The sequence below is a fragment of the Rhodococcus sp. D-6 genome, from assembly GCF_040256695.1.
Classification (GTDB): domain Bacteria; phylum Actinomycetota; class Actinomycetes; order Mycobacteriales; family Mycobacteriaceae; genus Rhodococcus; species Rhodococcus pyridinivorans.
Window position 1 is genome coordinate 2,397,098 of sequence record NZ_CP132970.1, and the last position, 19,596, is coordinate 2,416,693.

At 71.1% G+C, this 19,596-nt stretch carries 14 protein-coding genes; 3 read left to right on the top strand and 11 right to left on the bottom strand.

Annotated features, from left to right (window positions below; translation table 11 throughout):
- Nucleotide 1 precedes the first annotated feature (1 nt).
- Nucleotides 2-3,358 (bottom strand): UvrD-helicase domain-containing protein, encoded by a 3,357-nt coding sequence (locus RBB84_RS11305; RefSeq protein WP_033097110.1) that lies wholly within the window; start codon nucleotides 3,356-3,358, stop codon nucleotides 2-4.
- A complete protein-coding gene (locus tag RBB84_RS11310; RefSeq protein WP_033097207.1) occupies nucleotides 3,355-6,681 on the bottom strand; it encodes an ATP-dependent DNA helicase in 3,327 nt (1,108 codons plus the stop codon). Before RBB84_RS11310 ends, RBB84_RS11305 begins: the two co-directional genes overlap by 4 nt.
- 145 nt (nucleotides 6,682-6,826) lie before the next feature.
- Between RBB84_RS11310 and RBB84_RS11315 the strand changes: the two genes are divergently transcribed.
- Together RBB84_RS11315 and RBB84_RS11320 are read left to right on the top strand one after the other, a co-directional pair.
- Nucleotides 6,827-7,621: an alpha/beta fold hydrolase gene (locus RBB84_RS11315; RefSeq protein ID WP_019288472.1), complete on the top strand. Its 795-nt coding sequence runs from the start codon at nucleotides 6,827-6,829 to the stop codon at nucleotides 7,619-7,621.
- Nucleotides 7,622-7,624: 3 nt separating this feature from the next.
- A complete protein-coding gene (locus RBB84_RS11320; protein WP_006550258.1) occupies nucleotides 7,625-7,966 on the top strand; it encodes an MGMT family protein in 342 nt (113 codons plus the stop codon).
- Here the strand turns inward: RBB84_RS11320 and RBB84_RS11325 are convergent.
- The 3 genes from RBB84_RS11325 to RBB84_RS11335 are packed head-to-tail and all read right to left on the bottom strand — an operon-like array spanning nucleotide 7,925 to nucleotide 10,279.
- Nucleotides 7,925-9,289 carry a DUF6297 family protein gene (locus RBB84_RS11325; RefSeq protein WP_033097109.1) on the bottom strand — a complete coding sequence of 455 codons (1,365 nt, stop codon included), beginning with the start codon at nucleotides 9,287-9,289 and terminating at the stop codon, nucleotides 7,925-7,927. The genes RBB84_RS11320 and RBB84_RS11325 overlap by 42 nt on opposite strands.
- Nucleotides 9,280-9,933 carry an ABC transporter ATP-binding protein gene (locus RBB84_RS11330; RefSeq protein WP_033097108.1) on the bottom strand — a complete coding sequence of 218 codons (654 nt, stop codon included), beginning with the start codon at nucleotides 9,931-9,933 and terminating at the stop codon, nucleotides 9,280-9,282. The genes RBB84_RS11325 and RBB84_RS11330 overlap by 10 nt, the downstream gene beginning before the upstream one ends.
- Nucleotides 9,866-10,279, bottom strand: coding sequence for a DUF6412 domain-containing protein (locus RBB84_RS11335; RefSeq protein ID WP_033097107.1), 414 nt, complete (start codon nucleotides 10,277-10,279; stop codon nucleotides 9,866-9,868). Before RBB84_RS11335 ends, RBB84_RS11330 begins: the two co-directional genes overlap by 68 nt.
- 143 nt (nucleotides 10,280-10,422) lie before the next feature.
- Here RBB84_RS11335 and RBB84_RS11340 point away from each other — a divergent pair, with 143 nt between their 5' ends.
- The gene (locus RBB84_RS11340; protein WP_019288474.1) at nucleotides 10,423-12,159 is read left to right on the top strand and encodes an NTP transferase domain-containing protein; all 1,737 of its coding nucleotides are present in this window, start codon (nucleotides 10,423-10,425) and stop codon (nucleotides 12,157-12,159) included.
- A gap of 1 nt (nucleotide 12,160) precedes the next feature.
- Here RBB84_RS11340 and RBB84_RS11345 read toward each other — a convergent pair whose 3' ends face one another.
- The 6 genes from RBB84_RS11345 to RBB84_RS11370 form a co-directional block, all read right to left on the bottom strand.
- Nucleotides 12,161-12,889: a sirohydrochlorin chelatase gene (locus tag RBB84_RS11345; protein ID WP_019288475.1), complete on the bottom strand. Its 729-nt coding sequence runs from the start codon at nucleotides 12,887-12,889 to the stop codon at nucleotides 12,161-12,163.
- Nucleotides 12,886-14,025, bottom strand: a complete 1,140-nt coding sequence (locus tag RBB84_RS11350; protein WP_006550252.1) for a uroporphyrinogen-III synthase — start codon at nucleotides 14,023-14,025, stop codon at nucleotides 12,886-12,888. The genes RBB84_RS11345 and RBB84_RS11350 overlap by 4 nt, the downstream gene beginning before the upstream one ends.
- On the bottom strand, nucleotides 14,022-14,456 hold the full coding sequence (gene nirD, locus RBB84_RS11355; protein ID WP_006550251.1) for a nitrite reductase small subunit NirD: 435 nt from the start codon (nucleotides 14,454-14,456) through the stop codon (nucleotides 14,022-14,024). The genes RBB84_RS11350 and nirD overlap by 4 nt, the downstream gene beginning before the upstream one ends.
- 89 nt (nucleotides 14,457-14,545) lie before the next feature.
- Entirely contained in the window at nucleotides 14,546-17,062 is a 2,517-nt protein-coding gene (nirB, locus tag RBB84_RS11360) for a nitrite reductase large subunit NirB (RefSeq protein ID WP_033097106.1), read from the bottom strand.
- A gap of 29 nt (nucleotides 17,063-17,091) precedes the next feature.
- Entirely contained in the window at nucleotides 17,092-18,546 is a 1,455-nt protein-coding gene (locus tag RBB84_RS11365; protein WP_033097105.1) for a nitrate/nitrite transporter, read from the bottom strand.
- A 122-nt stretch (nucleotides 18,547-18,668) separates the two neighbouring features.
- On the bottom strand, nucleotides 18,669-19,523 hold the full coding sequence (locus RBB84_RS11370; RefSeq protein ID WP_006550248.1) for a TIGR02569 family protein: 855 nt from the start codon (nucleotides 19,521-19,523) through the stop codon (nucleotides 18,669-18,671).
- Nucleotides 19,524-19,596: the final 73 nt, after the last annotated feature.

Sequence of the window (19,596 nt, forward strand, 5' to 3'; positions counted from 1 at the left end):
GTCACTCGCCGTCGGCACGCCCTCGCAGATTCCCCGCCTCGAGCACGAGGCGTTCGAGCATCGCCGCATTCGGCAGTTCCTCGGGCGCGACGGTGCGTCCGGTGCGGACGTAGTGGAAGGCCGCTCGGACCTTGTGCAGCGGCAGTTCGGCCGGTCGGCCGGTGAGCCGCTCGGTCCGCGCTGCCATCAACTGGGCCCAGGCGAGCCGGTAGGCGGCGAGCTGCACACCCACCGCGGCGAGCTTCTCGCCTTCCGGTTCGGCGCCGGTCTTCCAGTCGATGACCGTCCAACCGCCGTCCGGATCCTCGAAGACGGCGTCGATACGTCCGCGGATCACGATGCCGCCCAGGGCCGTTTCGAACGGCACCTCGACCTCGACGGGGTTGCGCGACGCCCACTTCGACCGCAGGAATGCCTCCTGGAGCCGGTCGAAGTGCGAATCGTCGCCGTCCTCGTCGTCGGCACCGGGAAGCTCGTCGAGGTCGAGCAGGCGCGTCGCGCCGAATCTGCGCTCGAGCCACGCGTGGAAGGCGGTGCCGCGACGCGCGAGCGGATTGGGCCGGAACGGCAACGGACGACGCAGACGCGCGGCGAGGGCGTCGGGATCGGTGGCGAGATCGACGAGTTGGCTGACTGACAGCTGTGCGGGCAGCACCACCTCGGCGCTCTGCTCGGCGCGCTGTTCGCGTTCGGCCAGGAGCGCATCGACGTCGGTGGCCCACTCGTCGGGATCGTCGTCGTATTCGGTCGGGAGGTCGGTCCGGTCGAACTCGGCGAGGACCAGTGCCGCGCCGCGTTCGACCTCGGTGCGCCGGGCACCGAGCGGGTCGCGCGGCCACAGTGCGCTGCGCGGTGAGGCCGTGAGCGGGTTCTCCTCCTTCGGTTCGGGTTCCGGAGCCCAGTGGTCGATCGCACCGAGTTCGGGCCGGGCCGTGACGATCTCGTGCAGTTCCTCGAGGAACGGCGAGGGTCCCTTCGGTTCGGATCCGGTGTCTGCCCAGTGGTGGGCGGAGACGAACAGTGTTCGTTCGGTGCGGGTGAGAGCGACGTAGAACAGCCGACGGTCCTCGTCGAGCTTGCGGCGCTTGAGCGCGTCCTTGTGGGAGTCGATGGCCCGCTCGAGCATCTTGCGATCGGAGAGGTCGTCGAGCTCGAGCACGGGCACACCGTCGGTGCTGCCCGGATCGTCGGCGGGCAGCACCCGGTCGCCCCGCAAGTGCGGGGGAAGTTCGGTCGTCGAACCGAGCCAGGTCGCGGCGGCGGTGGAGGATGGGAAGACCCCGGCAGCGACATGTGGGACGGCGACGACCTCCCATTCGAGGCCTTTCGCGGAGTGGACGGTGAGGACCTGCACGCGGTCGGGGTCGACTTCCACCTCACCGGGCGCGAGCCCCTGCTCGATCTCCTCCGCCGCCGCGAGATAGGACAGCAAACCGGGCAGGGTCGCGTTGGTCCGCCCCGCGTAGGACGCGACGACCGAGGCGAAGGCGTCGAGATGCTCGCGGCCGGCGACACCGCGTCGGCGGCCCACGCGGGCCTCGGTCTCGATGCCGAGACCGAGCACACGCTCGACCTCGGCGACGAGTTCGGTGAGCGGCTGGCCGAGCCGCTCGCGCAGGGAGGTCAATTCGCGACCGAGCGCGACGATGCGCGCGTAGCCGAACTTCGAATAGCGGCTGCTGTCGCCGGGATCGGAGATCGCATCAGCGAGACCGGCCTGGTCGGCATATTCACCGGGCAGCGCCGAATCGAGGGCGTCCTCGAGCGCGTCGGGATCGGTCACCGCACCGGCGACACCCCAGCGTCCCGCGATGGCCAGTTCCTGGGCGCGCTCCCACAGTGCCTTCAGGTCGGCGGCACCGAGCTGCCAGCGGGCGCCGGTGAGCACCCGCACAGCTGCGCTCCCGGCCAGCGGATCCGCCGCCAGGCGCAGCATCGCGAGCACGTCGGCGACTTCGGGCGTGTGCAGCAACCCGCCGATGCCGACGACCTCGACCGGAAGGTCGCGGGCGCGCAGCGCCTCGGCGATCGGAGCGGCGTCGGCGTTGCGCCGGACGAGGACCGCAGCGGTCGGCGGTGTGCGTCCGGCCTCGCGGGCGGCGGCGTACTCGTCGGCGATCCGGTCGGCGACCCAGTCGCGTTCCACCGCGACGTCGGAGTGCAACGCGAGGCGGACGTCGCCGGCGGCCGCGTCGGGGCGGGGACGCAACCGGCTGACCGACACCCCGCGATCGCGCAGAGGTTCGGACGAGACGTTCGCCAGTTCGAGGGCCTGCGGCGGATTGCGCCAGCTGGTGAGCAGTTCGCGGGTGGGTGCCGGCTCGCCGTCGGCCGCCGGGAAGTCGGTCGCGAACCGCGGCAGGTTGGCGGCCGACGCGCCGCGCCAGCCGTAGATGGACTGCATGGGATCGCCGACCGCGGTGACCGCGAGACCGGGATCGGCGCCACCGCCGAACAGGGCGGCGAGTAACACGCGCTGGGCGTGCCCGGTGTCCTGGTACTCGTCGAGCAGCACAGCCCGGAATCGTTCCCGCTCCCCGGCTCCCACCTCGCGGTGATCGCGGGCGACCCGCGCGGCGAGCGACATCTGGCTCCCGAAGTCGAGAGCACCTTCGCGACGCAGTGTCTCGGACAGCCGTTCGACGAGCGGAAGCAACTGCAACCGCGCGTGCTGGGTCTCGAGGTAGCCGAGCAGCGTCTTCGACGGTGCTCCGCGCTGCCCCGGGCCGGGCGGGAGGGTGTGCACCAGCTGTTCGAGTTCGACGTGGGCGTCGCGCAGCAGATCCGGCTCGACGAGGTGCTCGGAGAGCTGGCCGGACAGGGCGAGAACGGCCTCGGTCACCGATGCGGGATTGCGGTCGGTGTCGAGTTCGCCGTCCCACGAGCTGACCACGCGGTGCGCGACCTGCCACAGCTCGGTCTCGGACAGCAGCGTCGCCGACGGTTCGATGGGCAGCAGCAGACCGTGCTCGGTGAGCAGGCGACCGGCGTATGCGTGGTATGTGCTCACCTCGGGTTCGCTGCCGAGGATCCGTGCGCGCAACCCGCCGCTCGGATCGAGGTCGCGCAGGAGCGCCGATCCGGCGAGCTTGGCCAGGCGCGCCCGGATGCGGGCCGTGAGCTGCTGCGCGGCCTTACGCGTGAAGGTCAGGCCCAGCACCTGCTCGGGTTCGACGAGACCGTTGGCGACGAGCCACACCACCCGCGCGGCCATCGTCTCGGTCTTGCCGGCACCGGCCCCGGCGACGACCAGCATCGGGCCGGGCGGGGCCTCGATGACGGCGGCCTGCTCGGTCGTCGGCGGCAACTGTCCCAGTGCCTCCGCCAGGCGCTTCGCGCTCACCCGTGGTGCACTCATTCCCCTGTCACCTGCCTGCCTTCGTCGTGTGCCGGGCAGCTCGACAGCACCGGGCAGTGCCGGCACCCGTCGTTGACCCTCGCAACGAAGCGGGGGCCACGGGTCGCGGCCGCCGCGTCGTGGATGATCTCCCGCCACTGCGCGAGACCGTCCTCGTCGAGGGGCGGTTGCACGCGCTGCGTCGCGCCTTCCTTGTTGTGCGGCTTCGCCACGAAGACCAGGCGCGCGCCACCGGGCTCCGATGCCGGTTCGCCCTCGATCGCGCCGGCCGCCGCGGCCACCTGGTAGGCGGCGAGCTGGGCATGATCGCGCGCGGCGTCCTTCGACACCGGGTTCTTCGCGGTCTTGACGTCGATGACGACCGGGCGGCCCTCGGCGTCGCGTTCGAGCCGGTCGATGCGACCACGGAGCCGCACGCGGGGCTTGTCGTCGGAATCGGGTTCGAGGATGCCGTCGACCTTGATCTCGACGCCGATCTCGGTGAGCTCTCCGCGTGTGCCCTGCAGCCACGTCGAGAAGGTGTCGAGCATGCGGCGGGTGCGTTCGAGCTCGCGGCGGGCATACCATTCGGCACCCAGATCGACCGAGTCCCATGCCTTCTCGAGGGCCTGGTCGATGCGGTCGGGAGGGATCCGCCCGGCGAGCGCCTGGACGAGGGTATGTACCAGCGTGCCGGTGACGGCATGGCTGTTCTCGCCGTCGGAACCGCCGTGGCGCTCGAACATCCACCGCAGCGGACACGTCGTGAGCTGTTCGACCGTGGACGGCGACAATCGCACCGCGTCGTCGTCGGGATCCCACAGCGGGTCGGCGGTGCTGGGATCGGCCGTGCCGTACCAGTCGTCGGGGTGGGCGCCGCGCACCCCGGCGCGCGCGAGCCGCGCGAGTTGCTGGGCGGCTCGCTGCTGTCGTTCGGGTTCGGTCTCGGCGATCTCGGGATCGCAGACCACGCTGCGCAGTTCGGCGACGAGGGCGGGCAGGGCCAGCACGCGGGTGCGGACCTCGTCGGGCGCCGGTTCGGCCAGGAGGTCGTCGGGCGCGTCGAGGTCGTCGGTGCCGACACCGCGCAGTTCGTCGACGAAACGGGACCGGACCAGTTCGCTGTCGCCGCTCACCGAATCGACGGCGGTCACCAGAAGGTGGGTGCGGGCGCGACTGCATGCCACCAGGAACAGGCGCCGCTCCTCGGCGAGCAGCGGTGCGGTGCGGGAGAGCCGCGAACCGGCCTCGTCGCCGCCGTCGGCACCGGAGACCGCGTCGATCAGGGCCTCGATGCCGAGCAGGGTGCCGCGGGCGCGCAGGCTCGGCCACAGCCCTTCCTGGACACCGGCGACCACCACGACGTCCCATTCGCGACCGGCGGCGGAGTGCGCGCTGACGACCGTGACCGCTTCGGATTCGGCGGCGACACGGGTGCGAGCCGTCGCAGGGATCTCCTGCTCGGTGAGATAGTCGACGAACCCGGCGATGTGTGCGCGGGGCAGACGGTCGACGTAGTCGGCGGCGGCGTCGAACAGAGCCACGACGCCGTCGAGATCGCGGTCGGCCTGCGCCCCGATCGGCCCACCCCAGGCCGACGCGGCGGCCCATCGCCGTTCGAGTCCGGTGGCCTGCCATGCCTCCCACAGCACGTCCTCGAGACCGCCCCCGCGCAGCGCCGCCGAGCGGGCCTTGCGCAGCACACCGAGCACCTTCCTCAGCGGTGCCGCCTCGACGTCGGTCAGCCCGCGGATCAGATGCGAGTTCCCGGCGGTGTCGTCGCCCTCGGTGAGCAGGATGCGCAGCAGTTCGGCGGAGTCGCGGTCGTTGCCCGATGCTAGCTCGACCCGCCGCAGACCACGCCGCAGTCTCCGCAGCGCGACCGGTTCGGCACCGCCGATGGGCCCGGACAGCAGGGCAAGTGCTTCGTCCCCGCCGAAGCCACTGTCGGATACCGCGCGCAGCACGAGCAGCAGTCCCGCGACGCTGTGCTGGCGGGCCAGCGGGAGTTCGGAGGCGGCGGTCGTCATCGGGACGCCCGCCGCGAGCAGCGCGCGACGCAGCGGCGCGAGTACCCGCGGCACGGACCGGACAACGATCGCCATGCGCGACCACGGCACACCGTCGACGAGATGGGACCGGCGCAGGGTGTCGGCGACCAGTGCCGCCTCCTTGGCCTGCGACGAGCACACCGCCACGCGGACCTGCCCCGGATCGCCCTCCTCGACGCGGTGCCCGGCCATACCCCGGTGCGGCGGCAGGCCCGGCAGTCTGCGGGTGATCCCGTCGGCGAGGGACGCCACCTCGGGAGCGGCACGATGGTTGACACCCAACACGATGCGGCGCGATCCGTCGGCCTCGCCGAGGCTCTCGAGGAAGGAGGTGTCGGCGCCGCGGAAGCCGAAGACGGCCTGATCGGGGTCGCCGGCGATCGTGCTCGTGCGGGTGCCGGTACCGATCACGCGGACCAGGTCGGCGGCCTGCGGATCGAGATGCTGGGCGTCGTCGACGAGCAGGTGGCGGATGCGGCCGCGCTCGGCGGCCAGCAGATCGGGATCGGTCGCGAACGCCGCGAGCGCCGCGCCGACGAGTTCGGCCGCGTCGAGTGCCGGAGCGGTGGCCTCCGGAGCTTCGAGACCGACGGCACCGCGAAGCAGCATCACCTGCTCGTAGCGCTCCGCGAAACGCCCGGCCGCGACCCATTCGGGCCGATTGCGGCGCTCCCCGAGCGCGACCAGATCCTCCGGGCCGAGACCGCGCTCGTTGGCGCGCAACATCAGGTCGCGCAGTTCGACGGCGAAGCCCGTCATGCCCAGTGCCGGACGCAACCGCTCGGGCCACATCCCGGCGCCGTCATCGATGTCGCCGCGCAGCAGTTCGCGCAGCACGGCGTCCTGTTCGGCGCCGGTGATCAGACGGGGCGGCGGATTGCCGTGCGCCGAGGCCTGCAACCGCAGCACCGCGAAGGCGTAGGAGTGGACGGTACGGACGAGCGGCTCGCGTGTGGCGCGGGGCACTGCGCCGTCGCCGAGCGCGATCAGACCGGCCGTGATCGCCTCGCGCACGGCGGTGGCGGCCCGCCGCGAATGCGTGAGGATGAGCACCGACTCGGGATCGGCGCCGGAGGCGATGCGGTGGACCGCGAGGTCGACCAGCAGGGACGTCTTGCCCGTGCCGGGACCGCCGAGGACCTGCCACGGCCGCCAGCGGAGGGAGGGCGGGGCGTCGTCGAACAGCACGCGCACGTCGTCGGGCCACTCGCGGGCCACCGGCGCCTCGGCGGACCTGCGCACGAGGCGCGCGGCCGGGCGGCGGACGCGATCGGGGATCTGCGGTTCGGACATGCGCGAGACGGTGGCGGGCAGGTCGGTGACCTGCGCCCGTGGTGGGTGCAGGTCGGGGATGCCGGTATCGACGTCGAGCATGACCCCATCCCACCAGACGGGTACGACAGCGTCCGGGGCACACCGCGGAGTCACGACTGGGATAGTGGTCGGCGTGAGTGCCACGGATCTTCTGCACACCCATCTGTTCGGCCCCGTCGACGGACCGGAGGTCCTCGCCCTGCACGGACTCACCGGTCACGGCCGACGCTGGCGGAACCTCGCCGAACGACACCTGCCCCACCTGCGGTTCGTCGCTCCGGACCTCCGGGGTCACGGCCGGTCGCCGTGGACTCCCCCGTGGTCGTGCGAGGCGCACATCGCCGACCTGAAGGCCGTGCTGGACGCACACACCACCGGTCCCGTCACCGTGGTGGGCCACTCCTTCGGTGGTGCCCTCGCGCTGCATCTCGCCGCCGCGGTGCCCGACAGGGTGCGGGCGCTGGTACTCCTCGATCCGGCGATCGGCCTCCCGGCCGACCGGATGCTCGAGATCGCCGACCTCACCCTCCACAACCCCGACTACACGGACGAGGCGGAGGCGCGGGCCGAGAAGGTCCACGGCGACTGGGGCGAGGTGGCCCCCGAGTTGCTCGACGAGGAGATCGCCGAGCACCTCGTCGAACTCGACTCGGGGCGTGTCAACTGGCGGATCTGCGTACCTGCGCTGGTGACCTCGTGGGGCGAGCTGGCCCGCGGACCCGTCCTGCCGCCGGCCGGTATCCCGACGATCTTCGTGCAGGCCGGGAAGGTGCAACCCCCGTACACCACGTCAAATTTCCGTCGCGACCTGGCGGAACGACTCGGCGACGACCTGACCCTGCTCGAATTCGACTGCGACCACATGATCGACCAGGCGCGTCCCGCCGAGACCGCCGAACTCGTGGCCCGGATGGTGTAGCCGGTGGTCACCACGGACGAGCAGATCGAGCGGGTCCGCGAACTCGTGGCCTCCGTGCCCGCAGGCCGGGTCGCGACCTACGGCGACATCGCCGGTGCCGCGGGCCTGTCGAGTGCACGCACCGTCGGATGGATCATGCGGACCGATTCCGCCGACCTGCCGTGGCACCGCGTGGTCCCGGCGTCCGGGCGACCGGCCTCGCACCTCGCGCGCCGGCAACTCGCGCGTCTCGAACTCGAGGGCGTCCCGATCTCCGGCGACCGGATCGATCTCACCCGTGCTCGACACCGGTTCCCGCCGGGCTCAGGCGAGCACGGCGGCGAGCCACGCGCAGACGACGAGTAGGTCCGGTCCCCGCGCCCACTGCCGGAGCAGATCGACCGGAATCTGCCCGACGGCCGTCTCGAGGATCAGACCGTCGTACCCGATCGGAGGTCGCGTGCGCATCCGATAGGCGGCCGCGCACCCACCGACGATGACGATCACGACGCTCGCCACCGACGCACTCCCGGCGAATCCCGTCACGGCACCGGCGACGACCGCGGCCGACCCCGGGACGGCCGAGAGTGCGCGACGCAGATACGTGTCGCTCGTACCGAGCAGGACGGCGAAATCGGGATCGCGGCTCACGTCGCGCAGACCCGCACCGAAAATCGTCGCCACGGTGAAGACGGCGACGAGCTGCACCACGACAGCGGCGGGCGGCGATACGACCGACATCAGCACCACGACGCCGAGCAGCGCCACGCACGCGACGAGCACGGGTGTGGGCCTACGGACATGGCAGAGCAGATCGGAACGGACGAGTGCCGCGATCCGGCGGCGCGGCAGGGCCCGCGAGCGGCGGGATCCGATGCGCAACCAGGCCTTCCGTTCGACCACGCCTGTCAGCAGCGAAGGATCGAGTGCCGTGAACGACGCCGACACACCGACCGCGGTGTCCGATCCCACCCTCCACTCCGGTGCAGCGATCCTGTCGCATCGACGCAACGCCGAGACCGCCGGTGCCGCAACGGCGATCCACGCCCCCACCACGAACAACGGTCCCGGCGGTGGCACCGCGACGCCGACGGCGGCGACCGTCACCACGCCCGGAACGGCGACGAGGCACAGCCCGACCACGACCCGCACGACCGCGGGCACGAGTACCCGGCACTGCACGAGCATCGGAAGGGCGACGGCACCGACACCGAGAGCGGCAGCGAGACATGTGAACGCGACGCGCCCCTCCGGGGTGGTCACGAACGTCGCGAACCGTCCCGCGAGAGCACCCGCGATTGCACCGCAGATCAGGAGCGCCGCGACTCTCGGGCGGAGTGCCGCACCGCGATCCACCGGTGTGGACAGCAGCCAGAACTCCGTCTCGGTACCGCACGTCACCGGACCTGCGGCCCGGGTGGACGCCGTCCCCGCAGCGACCGCGATCGCGACGACGGCCCATCCCCACGCCGAGGTGCACCCCGAATCGCGCACGATCGGGTCCCCGCACGCGAAGGTCGTCGCCGGAAGGGAGAACAACCACCACGCCAGTCCCCCGCCGACATACAAGCCGAGGACGACCAGCACAGCGAGGGCCGGACGATCCACCAGCGGCGCGCGCCGGCGCTCGAAGGCGTGACGGAGCGCGCGGAGGTCGCGCGCGCTGGGGACGGTTCCGGTCAGCTCCATCGGTCCGCCTCCACCACCTGGTCGGCGACCGCGTCCACCAGCGCGACATCGTGCGAGACCATCAGCACGGTGCCGCCCGCGCGCTTCTCGGCTTCCAGTGTGGACGCCAGCCACCGGCGACCGGCGTCGTCGAGATGCTGTTCGGGTTCGTCGAGGACGAGCAACCGCCGGGGCCGTACCAGCGCGGAGGCCAGCGCGAGCCGGCGGCGTTGCCCGCTCGAGAAGGTCAGCGGCAGTCGATCGGCCGACGCGGCGAGACCGACCGTCTCGAGGACCTGTGTCGCCGCGTCGAACGGGTCGGTCACGCCGTGACCGGTGGCGACGAGTTGCAGGTGTTCGTGCGCGGTGAGATGCGCGAATGTCGCCACGTCGCCGAGGACTGCGGCGACCTGCCGTCGCAGCGTCGGCGAGCTCTCGTCGACGGGGACGCCGTGGATCTCGACAACGCCCTCGTCGAGTCGGTCGACGCCGACGACGCATCCGAGCAGGGTGGACTTGCCGGTGCCGTTCGCGCCGATCACGGCGCAACATCGGCCGGGGGCGACGTCGACGTTCACCCCGGTGAAGACGGTCAGGTCACCGAACGAGCGGTGGGCGCTGCGGACGGACACGGCGGGTGTGCCGTGCGGATAGGGATCGAACATGGAAAATCTCCCGGTGTTCCTCGTCGGACGGAGTGTCGAGGGCGAGGACGGAACCGGGTGAGCGCGGACGTGGCCGTCCGGCGGTGTCGGGGTGGGAGTGGCGGCGGAACCCGCCGCGCAGACGTCGTTCCTCGGAGGTCGGGCCCCGGATGCTGCGACCGAAGGCGAACAGCGGATCCTCCGCGGCGGCGACGAACGCGAGTGCTGCGACGACCACCACCAGCAGGCCGAGGAGCAATCCGGCGGTGTCGCCGGTGGAGACCGCGGTGACCGGAACGACCGCGGAGACGAGCCAGGACATGAGGACGACGAACACCGCCGCGCCGTTCCGCCAGCCGAAGAACATACCCGGCAGTCTATCCGCGACACGGCAGTGCGATCGGTGCCGGACACGGCAGTGCGATCGGTGCCGGACACGGCAGTGCGATCGGTGCCGGACACGGCGAGTACAGACGATCACGAGCGCGGCGGATGAGGCAGCATGAAGACATGAGCACGCTCACCCACGTCGAAGCCGTGATCGTCGCGGGAGGCCGCGCGACCCGCATGGGAGGCGTCGACAAGCCCGCTCTGACCGTCGGCGGCCGCAGGATGCTCGACACCGCCCTGGGCGCGGTCGAGGGGTGCGCGCGGGTGACGGTGGTGGGTCCGCACCGCGACGATCTCGACCTCCACGTGCTGCAGATCCAGGAGACACCGCCCGGTGCGGGTCCGGTCGCGGCGCTGGCAGCGGCGGATCCGGTCGCCGATCTCGTGGTCACTCTCGCCGCCGACCTTCCGTTCGTCACACCGACGACGGTTGCGGCCCTGCTGGAGGCCCTGAACGAGGATGCGACGGCCGAGGCCGCCTTCGCGGTGGACGACACCGGCCGGGTGCAGTTCCTGCTCGCCGCGTGGCGGACACCGGCGCTGGCCGCGCGTCTGGACTCTCTCGGTGGAGACGTCGCGAACCGGCCCATGAAGGCGTTGTTGCCCGAGCGGTACGTCACCGTCTCGGTGTCCGAGGCGACCGACTGCGACACCCCTGCCGATCTGGAGGCGGCGCGCGCCGGATCCGCGACCGCCCGTGTGGCCGCCGATCCGGACCGGGCGCGGAGAATCCTACGGGAAGCGTTGTCGCCGTTGCCTTTCCGCACCGTCCCGGTCGAGGAGGCGCGGGGCGCCACATTGGCGGCTCCGCTCGTCGCGGTGGAGGCGTTGCCTCGCGTCCGCACCTCGGCGATGGACGGTTACGCGGTGGCGGGCGACGGACCGTGGTTGTTGCGCAACGAGATCCGCTACGCGGGCGACGGAGGCTCGCTCACGCTCGGCGACGGGGAAGCGGCCCGGATTGCGACGGGCGCCCACCTGCCGGCCGGCGCGACCGCCGTCGTGCGCGACGAGTTCGTCCGCATGGAAGGCGGTCTCGTCAGTCGCCTGCCCGATGCGCCCGTGCGCGACGACGCGCGGCGCCGCGGGGAGGACTGGGAGTCGGGGACGGTCCTCGCCGAGGCCGGCACCGCCGTGAGCCCGGCGGTCGCCTCCGCGGCCGCCAGCGGTGAGGTCACCGAACTCCGGGTGCGAGGTCCTCTACGGGTGCATATAGTGCTCACCGGCGACGAGATCCGACGCACCGGCCCTCTGCGCGAGGGGCAGACGCGCGACTCGCTGGGTCCGGTACTCCCGGACTTCGTCCGCTGGTGCGGCGCCACGGTGGTCGGTGAAGGGCATCTCCGCGACACCGCCGACGGATTCGATGCGTTGTTCACGGGCACCGATGCCGATGCGATCGTCATCGTTGGCGCGACGGGCGGTGGCGCCGCCGATCAGTTGCGCGGTGCGCTGGCGCGGGCCGGCGCGCAGGTGGTCGTCGAACGGGTGCGGTGCAAGCCCGGCGGATCACAGGTCGCGGCGACGCTGCCGGACGGCCGTGCCGTGCTGGGACTGCCCGGGAATCCGGTGGCGGCGGTGTCGACGCTGCTGGTGCTGCTGCCTGCGATCGTCGACGGCCGCACCCTCCGCACCCCGGCGACTCCTGTGACCGCTCCGCTGGCGAACGCCTCGGAGGTCGTCGGCGACATCACGCGGTTGCTCCCCGCCCGCCAGGACGTGCAGGGACGATGGTTGTGCGACAATACGATTCGTACCGCGCATCTCGCCGGCCTCATCGGGCGCAGCGCGATCGCCGTGGTGCCACCGGGAGCGGTGGACGGCGACCGCGTCGAATTGCTGCCGCTCCCCCGCTGATTCAGGCGCGGTGGCGAGCCGCTCCCACGGGAGCGAGGCGCAACGCGTCGACTGCGGAGCGGTAGCGCCGGGCCACGAGGTCGACGACGGGTTCGGCGACACCGATCGGCGCAGCGACGCCGTCGGCGCCGACCTCCGCCAGGCGGTGGTGGAACAGACCGTCGGCGAGAAGATACGACGCGACGAACACCCGGTGTGCGCCGCCGGCGCGGACCTCGTCCACGACGGTCGCGACCCGCGGTTCTCCGGTGGCGATCCATCCGACGCGCACCGGGGTGTGCACGAGCGACGAGACCATGCGGGCCGTCACGTGGACGTCGTGGCGGGCGCGAGGGTCGGACGAGCCGGCGGCCGCGAGAACGACGTCGTCGCCCTCGACCCAGCCGGCCTGCCGCAACCGCTCGACGAGGACACGGGCGAGAGCAGGATCGGGACCGAGCGCGGGGGTGATCGTCACCGCGTCGTTCCCGCCGGCCGCGACCTCGCGCGGAACGTCGGTGTGCACGTGATAGCCGGAGGCGAGGAAGGCGGGGACGAGCACGGTCGGACGGCCGGTGTCGCGCAGGACCTCCGAGGGCGACGGTCCGAGGACGTCGACGAAGGCGACACGGGTGGGGCCGACGCGGGAGGAGACGGCATCGGCGAGCGCCGCGATCATGTCGACACCGCGCGGATTGCGGGTGCCGTGCGCAACGAGCAGGAGCGCCGGGTCGGCGTGTGTACCGGTCATGGATGCATTCCTTCCGGGTCGACGGCGAGGCGGTAGCCGCGCTTGACGACGGTCTGCACGATCGCCGGTGCGCCGAGAGCCGAGCGCACCCGGGCGACCGCGGTTTCGACGGCGTGAGTGTCGCCGCCACCGCCGGGCAGGGCCGCGAGGAGTTCCTCGCGGGAGACGACGAGACCGGCGCGCGCGACGAGTGTGCGCATCAGGGCCATCCCGGTAGGGGGAAGGCACCGCACGGTGCCGTCGACGATCACGCAGCGCCCTCGCGGACTGAGTACGTGACCGCCGGCCTCGATGCGCACAGCCCGCCGGGGCAGTTCCTCGGCGATGTGCCGGGCCAGCGAACCCAGCCGGGATCGGGTGGGCATGCTGACGGGTACGTCGAGTTCGGTGAGCGGTGCCGCGGTGACGGGACCGACGCACACCGCGGTGACGCCGGTCCGCAGCGACCGGAGCATCGGCTCGAGCCAGCCGGTCTCCTTGGCCCGCATGAGCATCGACGCGACGGCCGGTGCACTGGTGAAGCTCACGGCGTCGAGTCCGCGTTCGACGATCTGCTCGATCATCCGGTCGAGCGCGGTGAGATCCTCGGGGGCCGTCCATCGGTAGACCGGGACGGGCACGACGTCGGCGCCCGCAGCGCGCAGCGCATCGCACACGTCGGTCCCAGGCTCCCATTCGGTGCGCTCGCCGTGCAACTGCACCGCGATGCGGCGGCCGGCGACCCCCTCCTTCAGCAGAAGTTCGAGCACCTCGGCGGACGATTCCGAGGAAGGAGACCACTCCTCGCGGAGTTCGGCGGCCCGGATCGCGCCCGTGACCTTCGGGCCACGGGCGAGGATCCGGCTCGAGCCGAGTGCCTGCGCGAGGTCGTCGGCCAGTCCCCAGCCCTCCGCTGCACCCATCCACCCGCGGAATCCGATCGCCGTGGTGGCGATCGTGATGTCCGGGGGCTGCGCGACGATGCAGCGGGTGACGCGCTCGAGCTCGTCGTCGTCGGACAGCGGGATGATGCGGATGGCGGGGGCGTGCACGACCTCGGCCCCACGCCTGGTGAGGAGCGTGGCGAACTCGTCGGCACGCCGAGCGGCCGTCACGCCGATGGTGAATCCCCGCAACGGCGCGTTGTCGTCGCTCACGAACCCTCTCCGGTCGGCCCCTCGTGCCGCTGGTCACGGGGGACGAGGCTGTGGATCTGGACGACTCCCGCCCATACGCGCACCTCGTAGACGGGCAGACGCACCGACGGATCGTCGAGGTACCGGCCGTCGTCGAGGGAGAAGACCTGCTTGAGCAGCGGCGACGCCACGGTGGGCTCTCCGCCCCGGTCGCCCACGATACCGCGGGACATCACCGCGGCGCGGCCGAACGGATCGAAGTTGCTTACTGCGCGCAGCGTTCCGTCGTCGAGCAGGAACAGGGCCACCTGCTCGCCGCCGCGCAGCAGCACGGCCACGCCGCGGCCCGGAATGAGATGGCTGAGTGGACAGGCCGAGGTCCATTCCAGTCGCCCGTCGAACACGCTGTCGCGCGTCGATCCCCCTACGGTGTGCGTCTCGATGACGGTCATCGCTGTCCTCCTTGAAACTGCTGTCCTGAAGTGTGGGTGCCGGGTGTTTCGAGCGCGTTACCCGCTCGTTCCCTCGGGGTAAGCGGTCGTCACGCCCCGGTTCCGGGTCCGATGCCCGGCATACCCACGAGGACGGGGACCTTGCGGGGGCCGCTGTCGTCGAAGCGGACCGTGGGGTCGGGCTGCTCGGGCGCGTTGACGAACGAGACGAACCGCGCCAGCTTCTCCGGATCTTCGAGGACACCGGCCCACTCGTCCTTGTAGCCCTCGACATGCTTGGCCATCGCGGCCTCGAGATCGTCGGCGATGCCGAGGACATCGTCGCACACGACCTCCTCGAGGTGTGCGAGACCGCCCTCGAGTGCGTCGAGCCACGGCGCGGTGCGCTGAAGCCGGTCGGCGGTGCGGATGTAGAACATCAGGAACCGGTCGATGTAGCGGACGAGGGTCTCGTCGTCGAGACCACCGGCGAGGAGCTGTGCGTGCTTGGGCGACTGGCCGCCGTTGCCGCACACGTACAGGTTCCAGCCGTTCTCCGTCGCGATGACACCGACGTCCTTGCCGCGTGCCTCGGCGCATTCACGGGCGCAACCCGACACACCCATCTTGAGCTTGTGGGGCGATCGCAGTCCGCGGTAACGCAATTCGAGGGCGACGGCCATCCCGACCGAGTCCTGCACGCCGTAGCGGCACCAGGTGGAGCCGACACAGCTCTTGACGGTGCGCAGCGACTTGCCGTACGCCTGGCCGGATTCCATGCCGGCGTCGACGAGACGCTTCCAGATCTGCGGGAGCTGTTCGACGCGGGCACCGAACAGGTCGACGCGCTGACCGCCGGTCATCTTCACGTAGAGACCGAAATCGCGTGCCACCTCACCGATCACGATGAGCTGCTCGGGGGTGCACTCGCCACCGGGCATGCGCGGCACGACCGAGTAGGTGCCGTTCTTCTGGATGTTGGCGAGGAAGTGGTCGTTCGTGTCCTGCAGACCTGCCTGCTTCGGGTGCAGGATGTGGTCGGAGTCGGTGGACGCGAGGATCGAGGCGACCACCGGCTTGCAGATGTCGCAGCCGTGTCCGGTTCCGTACTGCGCGATGAGCGCGGAGAAGGTGCGGATGCCGGTGGCCTGGACGATCTCGAACAGTTCGGCGCGCGACTGCTCGAAGTGCTCGCACAGGGCCTTCGACATCTGCACACCCGACTGGGCGAGCAGTTGCTTGATGCTCGGGAGGCAGCCGCCGCAGGTGGTGCCCGCACTCGTGCACGACTTGATCTGCGCGATGTCGCAGGCGCCCTCGGAGATCGCGCCGCAGATCGCGCCCTTGGTGACACCGTTGCACGAGCACACCTCGGCGTCGTCGGGCAGCGCGCCGGCGCCCGGCTTCTCCCCCACCGGGGAGATCAGCGTGGCCGGATCACCCGGCAGTTCGCGGCCCACCAGCGGTCGCAGCGTGCCGTAGGCGGAGGCGTCGCCGACGAGGATGCCACCGAGCAGGGTCTTCGCGTCGTCGGAGACGACGAGCTTGGCGTAGGTGCCCTTCGCGGAGTCGGACAGCACGACCTCGAGGGCGCCGGGCGTCGTCGCGTGGGCGTCGCCGAAGCTCGCGACATCCACGCCGAGCAGTTTGAGCTTCGTCGACAGGTCGGCGCCGGGGAACTCGGCGGTGCCGCCGACGAGCCGGTCGGCGACGACCTCGGCGGTGCTGTAGCCGGGGGCTACGAGTCCGTAGCAGGTGCCCTCGACGGCCGCGCATTCACCGATCGCGTAGACGGCCTCGTCCGAGGTGCTCCGACAGGTGCGGTCCGTGAGCACACCGCCGCGGCCGCCGAGTTCGAGTCCGGCCTCGCGGGCGAGTTCGTCCTGGGGACGGATGCCGGCGGAGAAGATCACGAGCCCGGCCGCGAGGACGGAGCCGTCGGACAGGGTCACCTGGAGCGCCTCAGGTCCGGCCTCGATCTTCTCGGTGCCCACACCGGTGTGGGTGACGAGGCCGAGGTCGGTGACGAGACGGTCGAGGACACGGCCGCCGCCCTCGTCGACCTGGGCGGGCATGAGCCGGTTGTTGTACTCGACGACGTGCGGGGTCACGCCCAGCAGGCGCAGCGCGTTGGCGGCCTCGAGTCCGAGCAGGCCACCACCGATGACGATGCCGGCGAGGCCGGCGGCCTTGGCGCGTTCGGCGGCGGCGCGGATGCCGTCGAGATCGTCGAGCGTGCGGTAGACGAAGCAGCCGGGCAGGTCGTGGCCGGGCACGGGGGGCACGAAGGGGTACGAGCCGGTCGCGAGGACGAGGCTGTCGTAGGGCAGAACGTCGCCGCCGGCGGTGGTGACGGTGCGGGCCGCGCGGTCGATTCCCACGGCGCGGGTGCCGACACGCAGGTCGACGAGGTCGTCTGCTGCGTAGTCGTTTCCGGCGAGGGCGAGTTCCTTGCGGTCCCAGGCTCCGACGTAGGACGACAGTCCCACGCGGTCGTAGGCGGCGTCGGCCTCCTCGCCGAGCACGGTCACCGACCAGCTGTTCTGCTCGTCGCGGACGCGAAGGGCTTCGACGAAGCGGTGGGCGACCATTCCGTGTCCGACGACGACGACGTTCTTGCGGCTCATGATGTTCTCTTTCTTCGTGCCGGGATCGGTCAGACTGCGACGCGGGCCGGGGCGGGAGCCTCGCTGGACGGCTCGCTCGTGGGGGTGGTGTGAGGGCGGCGGAGGAAGACGAACCAGGTCACCGCGATGCACACGAGGTAGAAGATCGCGAAGACCCAGAAGGCCATCGTCGCGGACTGCGCCTCGCCGCCGTAGGAGGCGCGGAAGACGAGGTTGATGCCCACGCCGCCGAGTCCGCCGATGGCACCGGCGAAGCCGATGAGGGCACCGGACATGCTGCGCGACCAGGCGGCCTTCTCGTCGCGATCCAGTTCGTCGAGATCCTGCGCACGGGCCTCGAAGATGGACGGGATCATCTTGTAGACCGAGCCGTTGCCGAGCCCGGAGAGCAGGAACAGGGCGATGAAGCCGAGCACCATGGCGGTCAGCACACCGCCGGTCGCGGCGCCGGTGGTGCGGTCGTCGAGGGTGCCGGCGACGATGAGCACCGCGGCGGCCAGGGCCATCGCGACGAAGGTGTAGAGGGTGATCTTCCCGCCGCCGATGCGGTCGGCGAGCTTTCCGCCGAGCGGGCGCGAGATGGATCCGAGGAGCGGGCCGATGAAGGCGATCTGCGCGGCGTGCAGTGCGGCCTGGGCGGGGGTGTCGCCGCCGGCGAGGAAGTTGATCTGCAGGACCTGACCGAAGGCGAAGCTGAAGCCGATGAACGAACCGAAGGTGCCGATGTAGAGGAAGGAGATGATCCACGAGTCGCGGAACTTCAGCGCGGCGCCCATGGCCCGCAGGTCGGCCTTCTGATCACGGAGGTTGTCCATGAACAGGGCGGCACCGAGCGCGGCGACGGCGCACAGGACCAGGTAGACCGCGCACACGATCCAGGGCTCGGTGTTGCCGACGGTGGCGATGACGAGCAGGCCGATCAGCTGAACGGCCGGGACACCGATGTTCCCGCCGCCGGCGTTGAGTCCGAGGGCCCAGCCCTTCAGTCGCTGCGGGTAGAAGGCGTTGATGTTGGTCATCGACGACGCGAAGTTGCCGCCGCCGACACCGGCAAGTGCCGCGACCAGCATGAACGTCGTGTAGGAGTGACCCGGGTTCAGCATCAGGTACAGCGCCCCGATGGTGGGGATCAGCAGTACGAGGGCACTGAAGATGGTCCAGTTGCGGCCACCGAAACGGGCGGTGGCGACGGTGTAGGGGATGCGGAGGATCGCGCCGACGAGTGTGGGGACGGCGACCAGGAAGAACTTACCGGCGGCGTCGATGCCGTACACCTCGGTGGGCATGAACAGCACCATCACCGACCAGATCGACCAGACGGAGAAGCCGACGTGCTCGGCGATCACCGACCAGATCAGGTTGCGCTTGGCGACCTGCCTGCCGCCGGCCTCCCACGCCTCCACATCCTCGGCGTCCCACCGCTCGATGTTGTGCTTGCGCGCGAATTTGTCTCTGAGACTTTCCTTTTCGATGAAGGTCGTCATCGCCGTTCCTCCTCGGGTCCGTGTTGATCCCCAAGGTAGGAAACGGGTGTTGCTACGGTGCTGCCCGCGGTGACCGTCGCGTCAAGAGTTGCTCACCCCGGCCCCGGCCGCCCTGTGAGGTGTTACAGGAGGAACCGCACGAGGTCGGCGGTGTGCGCCAGGCCCGGGAAGGCGTCCTCGGTCGAGCGCGGGTGCAGCGCGTGCACGGCCAAACGGAAGATGACCGCGCGCAGCAGCATCTGCGGCCATTCCGGCAGATCCTCCCAGCGACCGATGAGCCCTTCGTCGGCACCGCCCCACGACAGTGCGTCGACGACGGCGACGGCGGCCGCCCACGAGGCCGGACGCCAGTAGGGGGTGATGTCGGTCAGCCCGGGTGCCGCGCGCCCGGCGAACAGGACGGTGCCGAACAGGTCGCCGTGGACGAGCTGGTCGGGCAGGTGCACGGGCTTGCGGAAGGTCGCGAGCTGGTTGATCAGGTCGAGACTCTTACGGCCGTCGGGGGTCACCGTCTCGGGCGCACCCGCCGCGCGGGCGCTGCGCAGGGGCACGGTTTCCCAGGCCGCGCGGTCGGCCGCGACGAAGACGTCGACGTCCTCCCAGGGTGCGACCGGAGGCTGCATGAGGAAACGGGGACGTTCGAGCTGCGCGGTGGCGGTGTGCAGCCGCAGCGACAGCGAGACCACTTCGTCGTGCCTGGGCTCGGACGTACCGACGATGTAGGTGTCGGCGCGCCATCCGGAGACCACGTAGCGACCGTCGGTGGACCGCACCGGACGGGCCAGCCGCACACCGTCGACGGTCAGGGTCTCCCGCACTTTGGCGGACCAGGCCGCGCGAGCATGATCGGCGACTCGGGACAGCACCACGTCTCCACACCGGAAACCGCCGTCCCAGTCGGGCCCGAGCGGGACCGGTTCGACGTCGCGGAGACCGAATGTGGAGCACACGTGCTGAGGCGGTTCGAGTGAGCTCACGCAGCTCAACCTACCGCCGCACACCGCTCGGATCGGGAAGGCACTCCGCTGTTTCAGGTCACAACGAGGTCAC

Excerpts from the sequence above, each read along its gene's own strand:
- RBB84_RS11305 (WP_033097110.1), bottom strand. The coding sequence starts at position 3,358 with ATGAGTGCACCACGGGTGAGCGCGAAGCGCCTGGCGGAGGCACTGGGA.
- RBB84_RS11310 (WP_033097207.1), bottom strand. The coding sequence starts at position 6,681 with ATGTCCGAACCGCAGATCCCCGATCGCGTCCGCCGCCCGGCCGCGCGC.
- RBB84_RS11325 (WP_033097109.1), bottom strand. The coding sequence starts at position 9,289 with ATGGAGCTGACCGGAACCGTCCCCAGCGCGCGCGACCTCCGCGCGCTC.
- RBB84_RS11330 (WP_033097108.1), bottom strand. The coding sequence starts at position 9,933 with ATGTTCGATCCCTATCCGCACGGCACACCCGCCGTGTCCGTCCGCAGC.
- RBB84_RS11335 (WP_033097107.1), bottom strand. The coding sequence starts at position 10,279 with ATGTTCTTCGGCTGGCGGAACGGCGCGGCGGTGTTCGTCGTCCTCATG.
- RBB84_RS11340 (WP_019288474.1), top strand. The coding sequence starts at position 10,423 with ATGAGCACGCTCACCCACGTCGAAGCCGTGATCGTCGCGGGAGGCCGC.
- RBB84_RS11345 (WP_019288475.1), bottom strand. The coding sequence starts at position 12,889 with ATGACCGGTACACACGCCGACCCGGCGCTCCTGCTCGTTGCGCACGGC.
- nirD (WP_006550251.1), bottom strand. The coding sequence starts at position 14,456 with ATGACCGTCATCGAGACGCACACCGTAGGGGGATCGACGCGCGACAGC.
- nirB (WP_033097106.1), bottom strand. The coding sequence starts at position 17,062 with ATGAGCCGCAAGAACGTCGTCGTCGTCGGACACGGAATGGTCGCCCAC.
- RBB84_RS11365 (WP_033097105.1), bottom strand. The coding sequence starts at position 18,546 with ATGACGACCTTCATCGAAAAGGAAAGTCTCAGAGACAAATTCGCGCGC.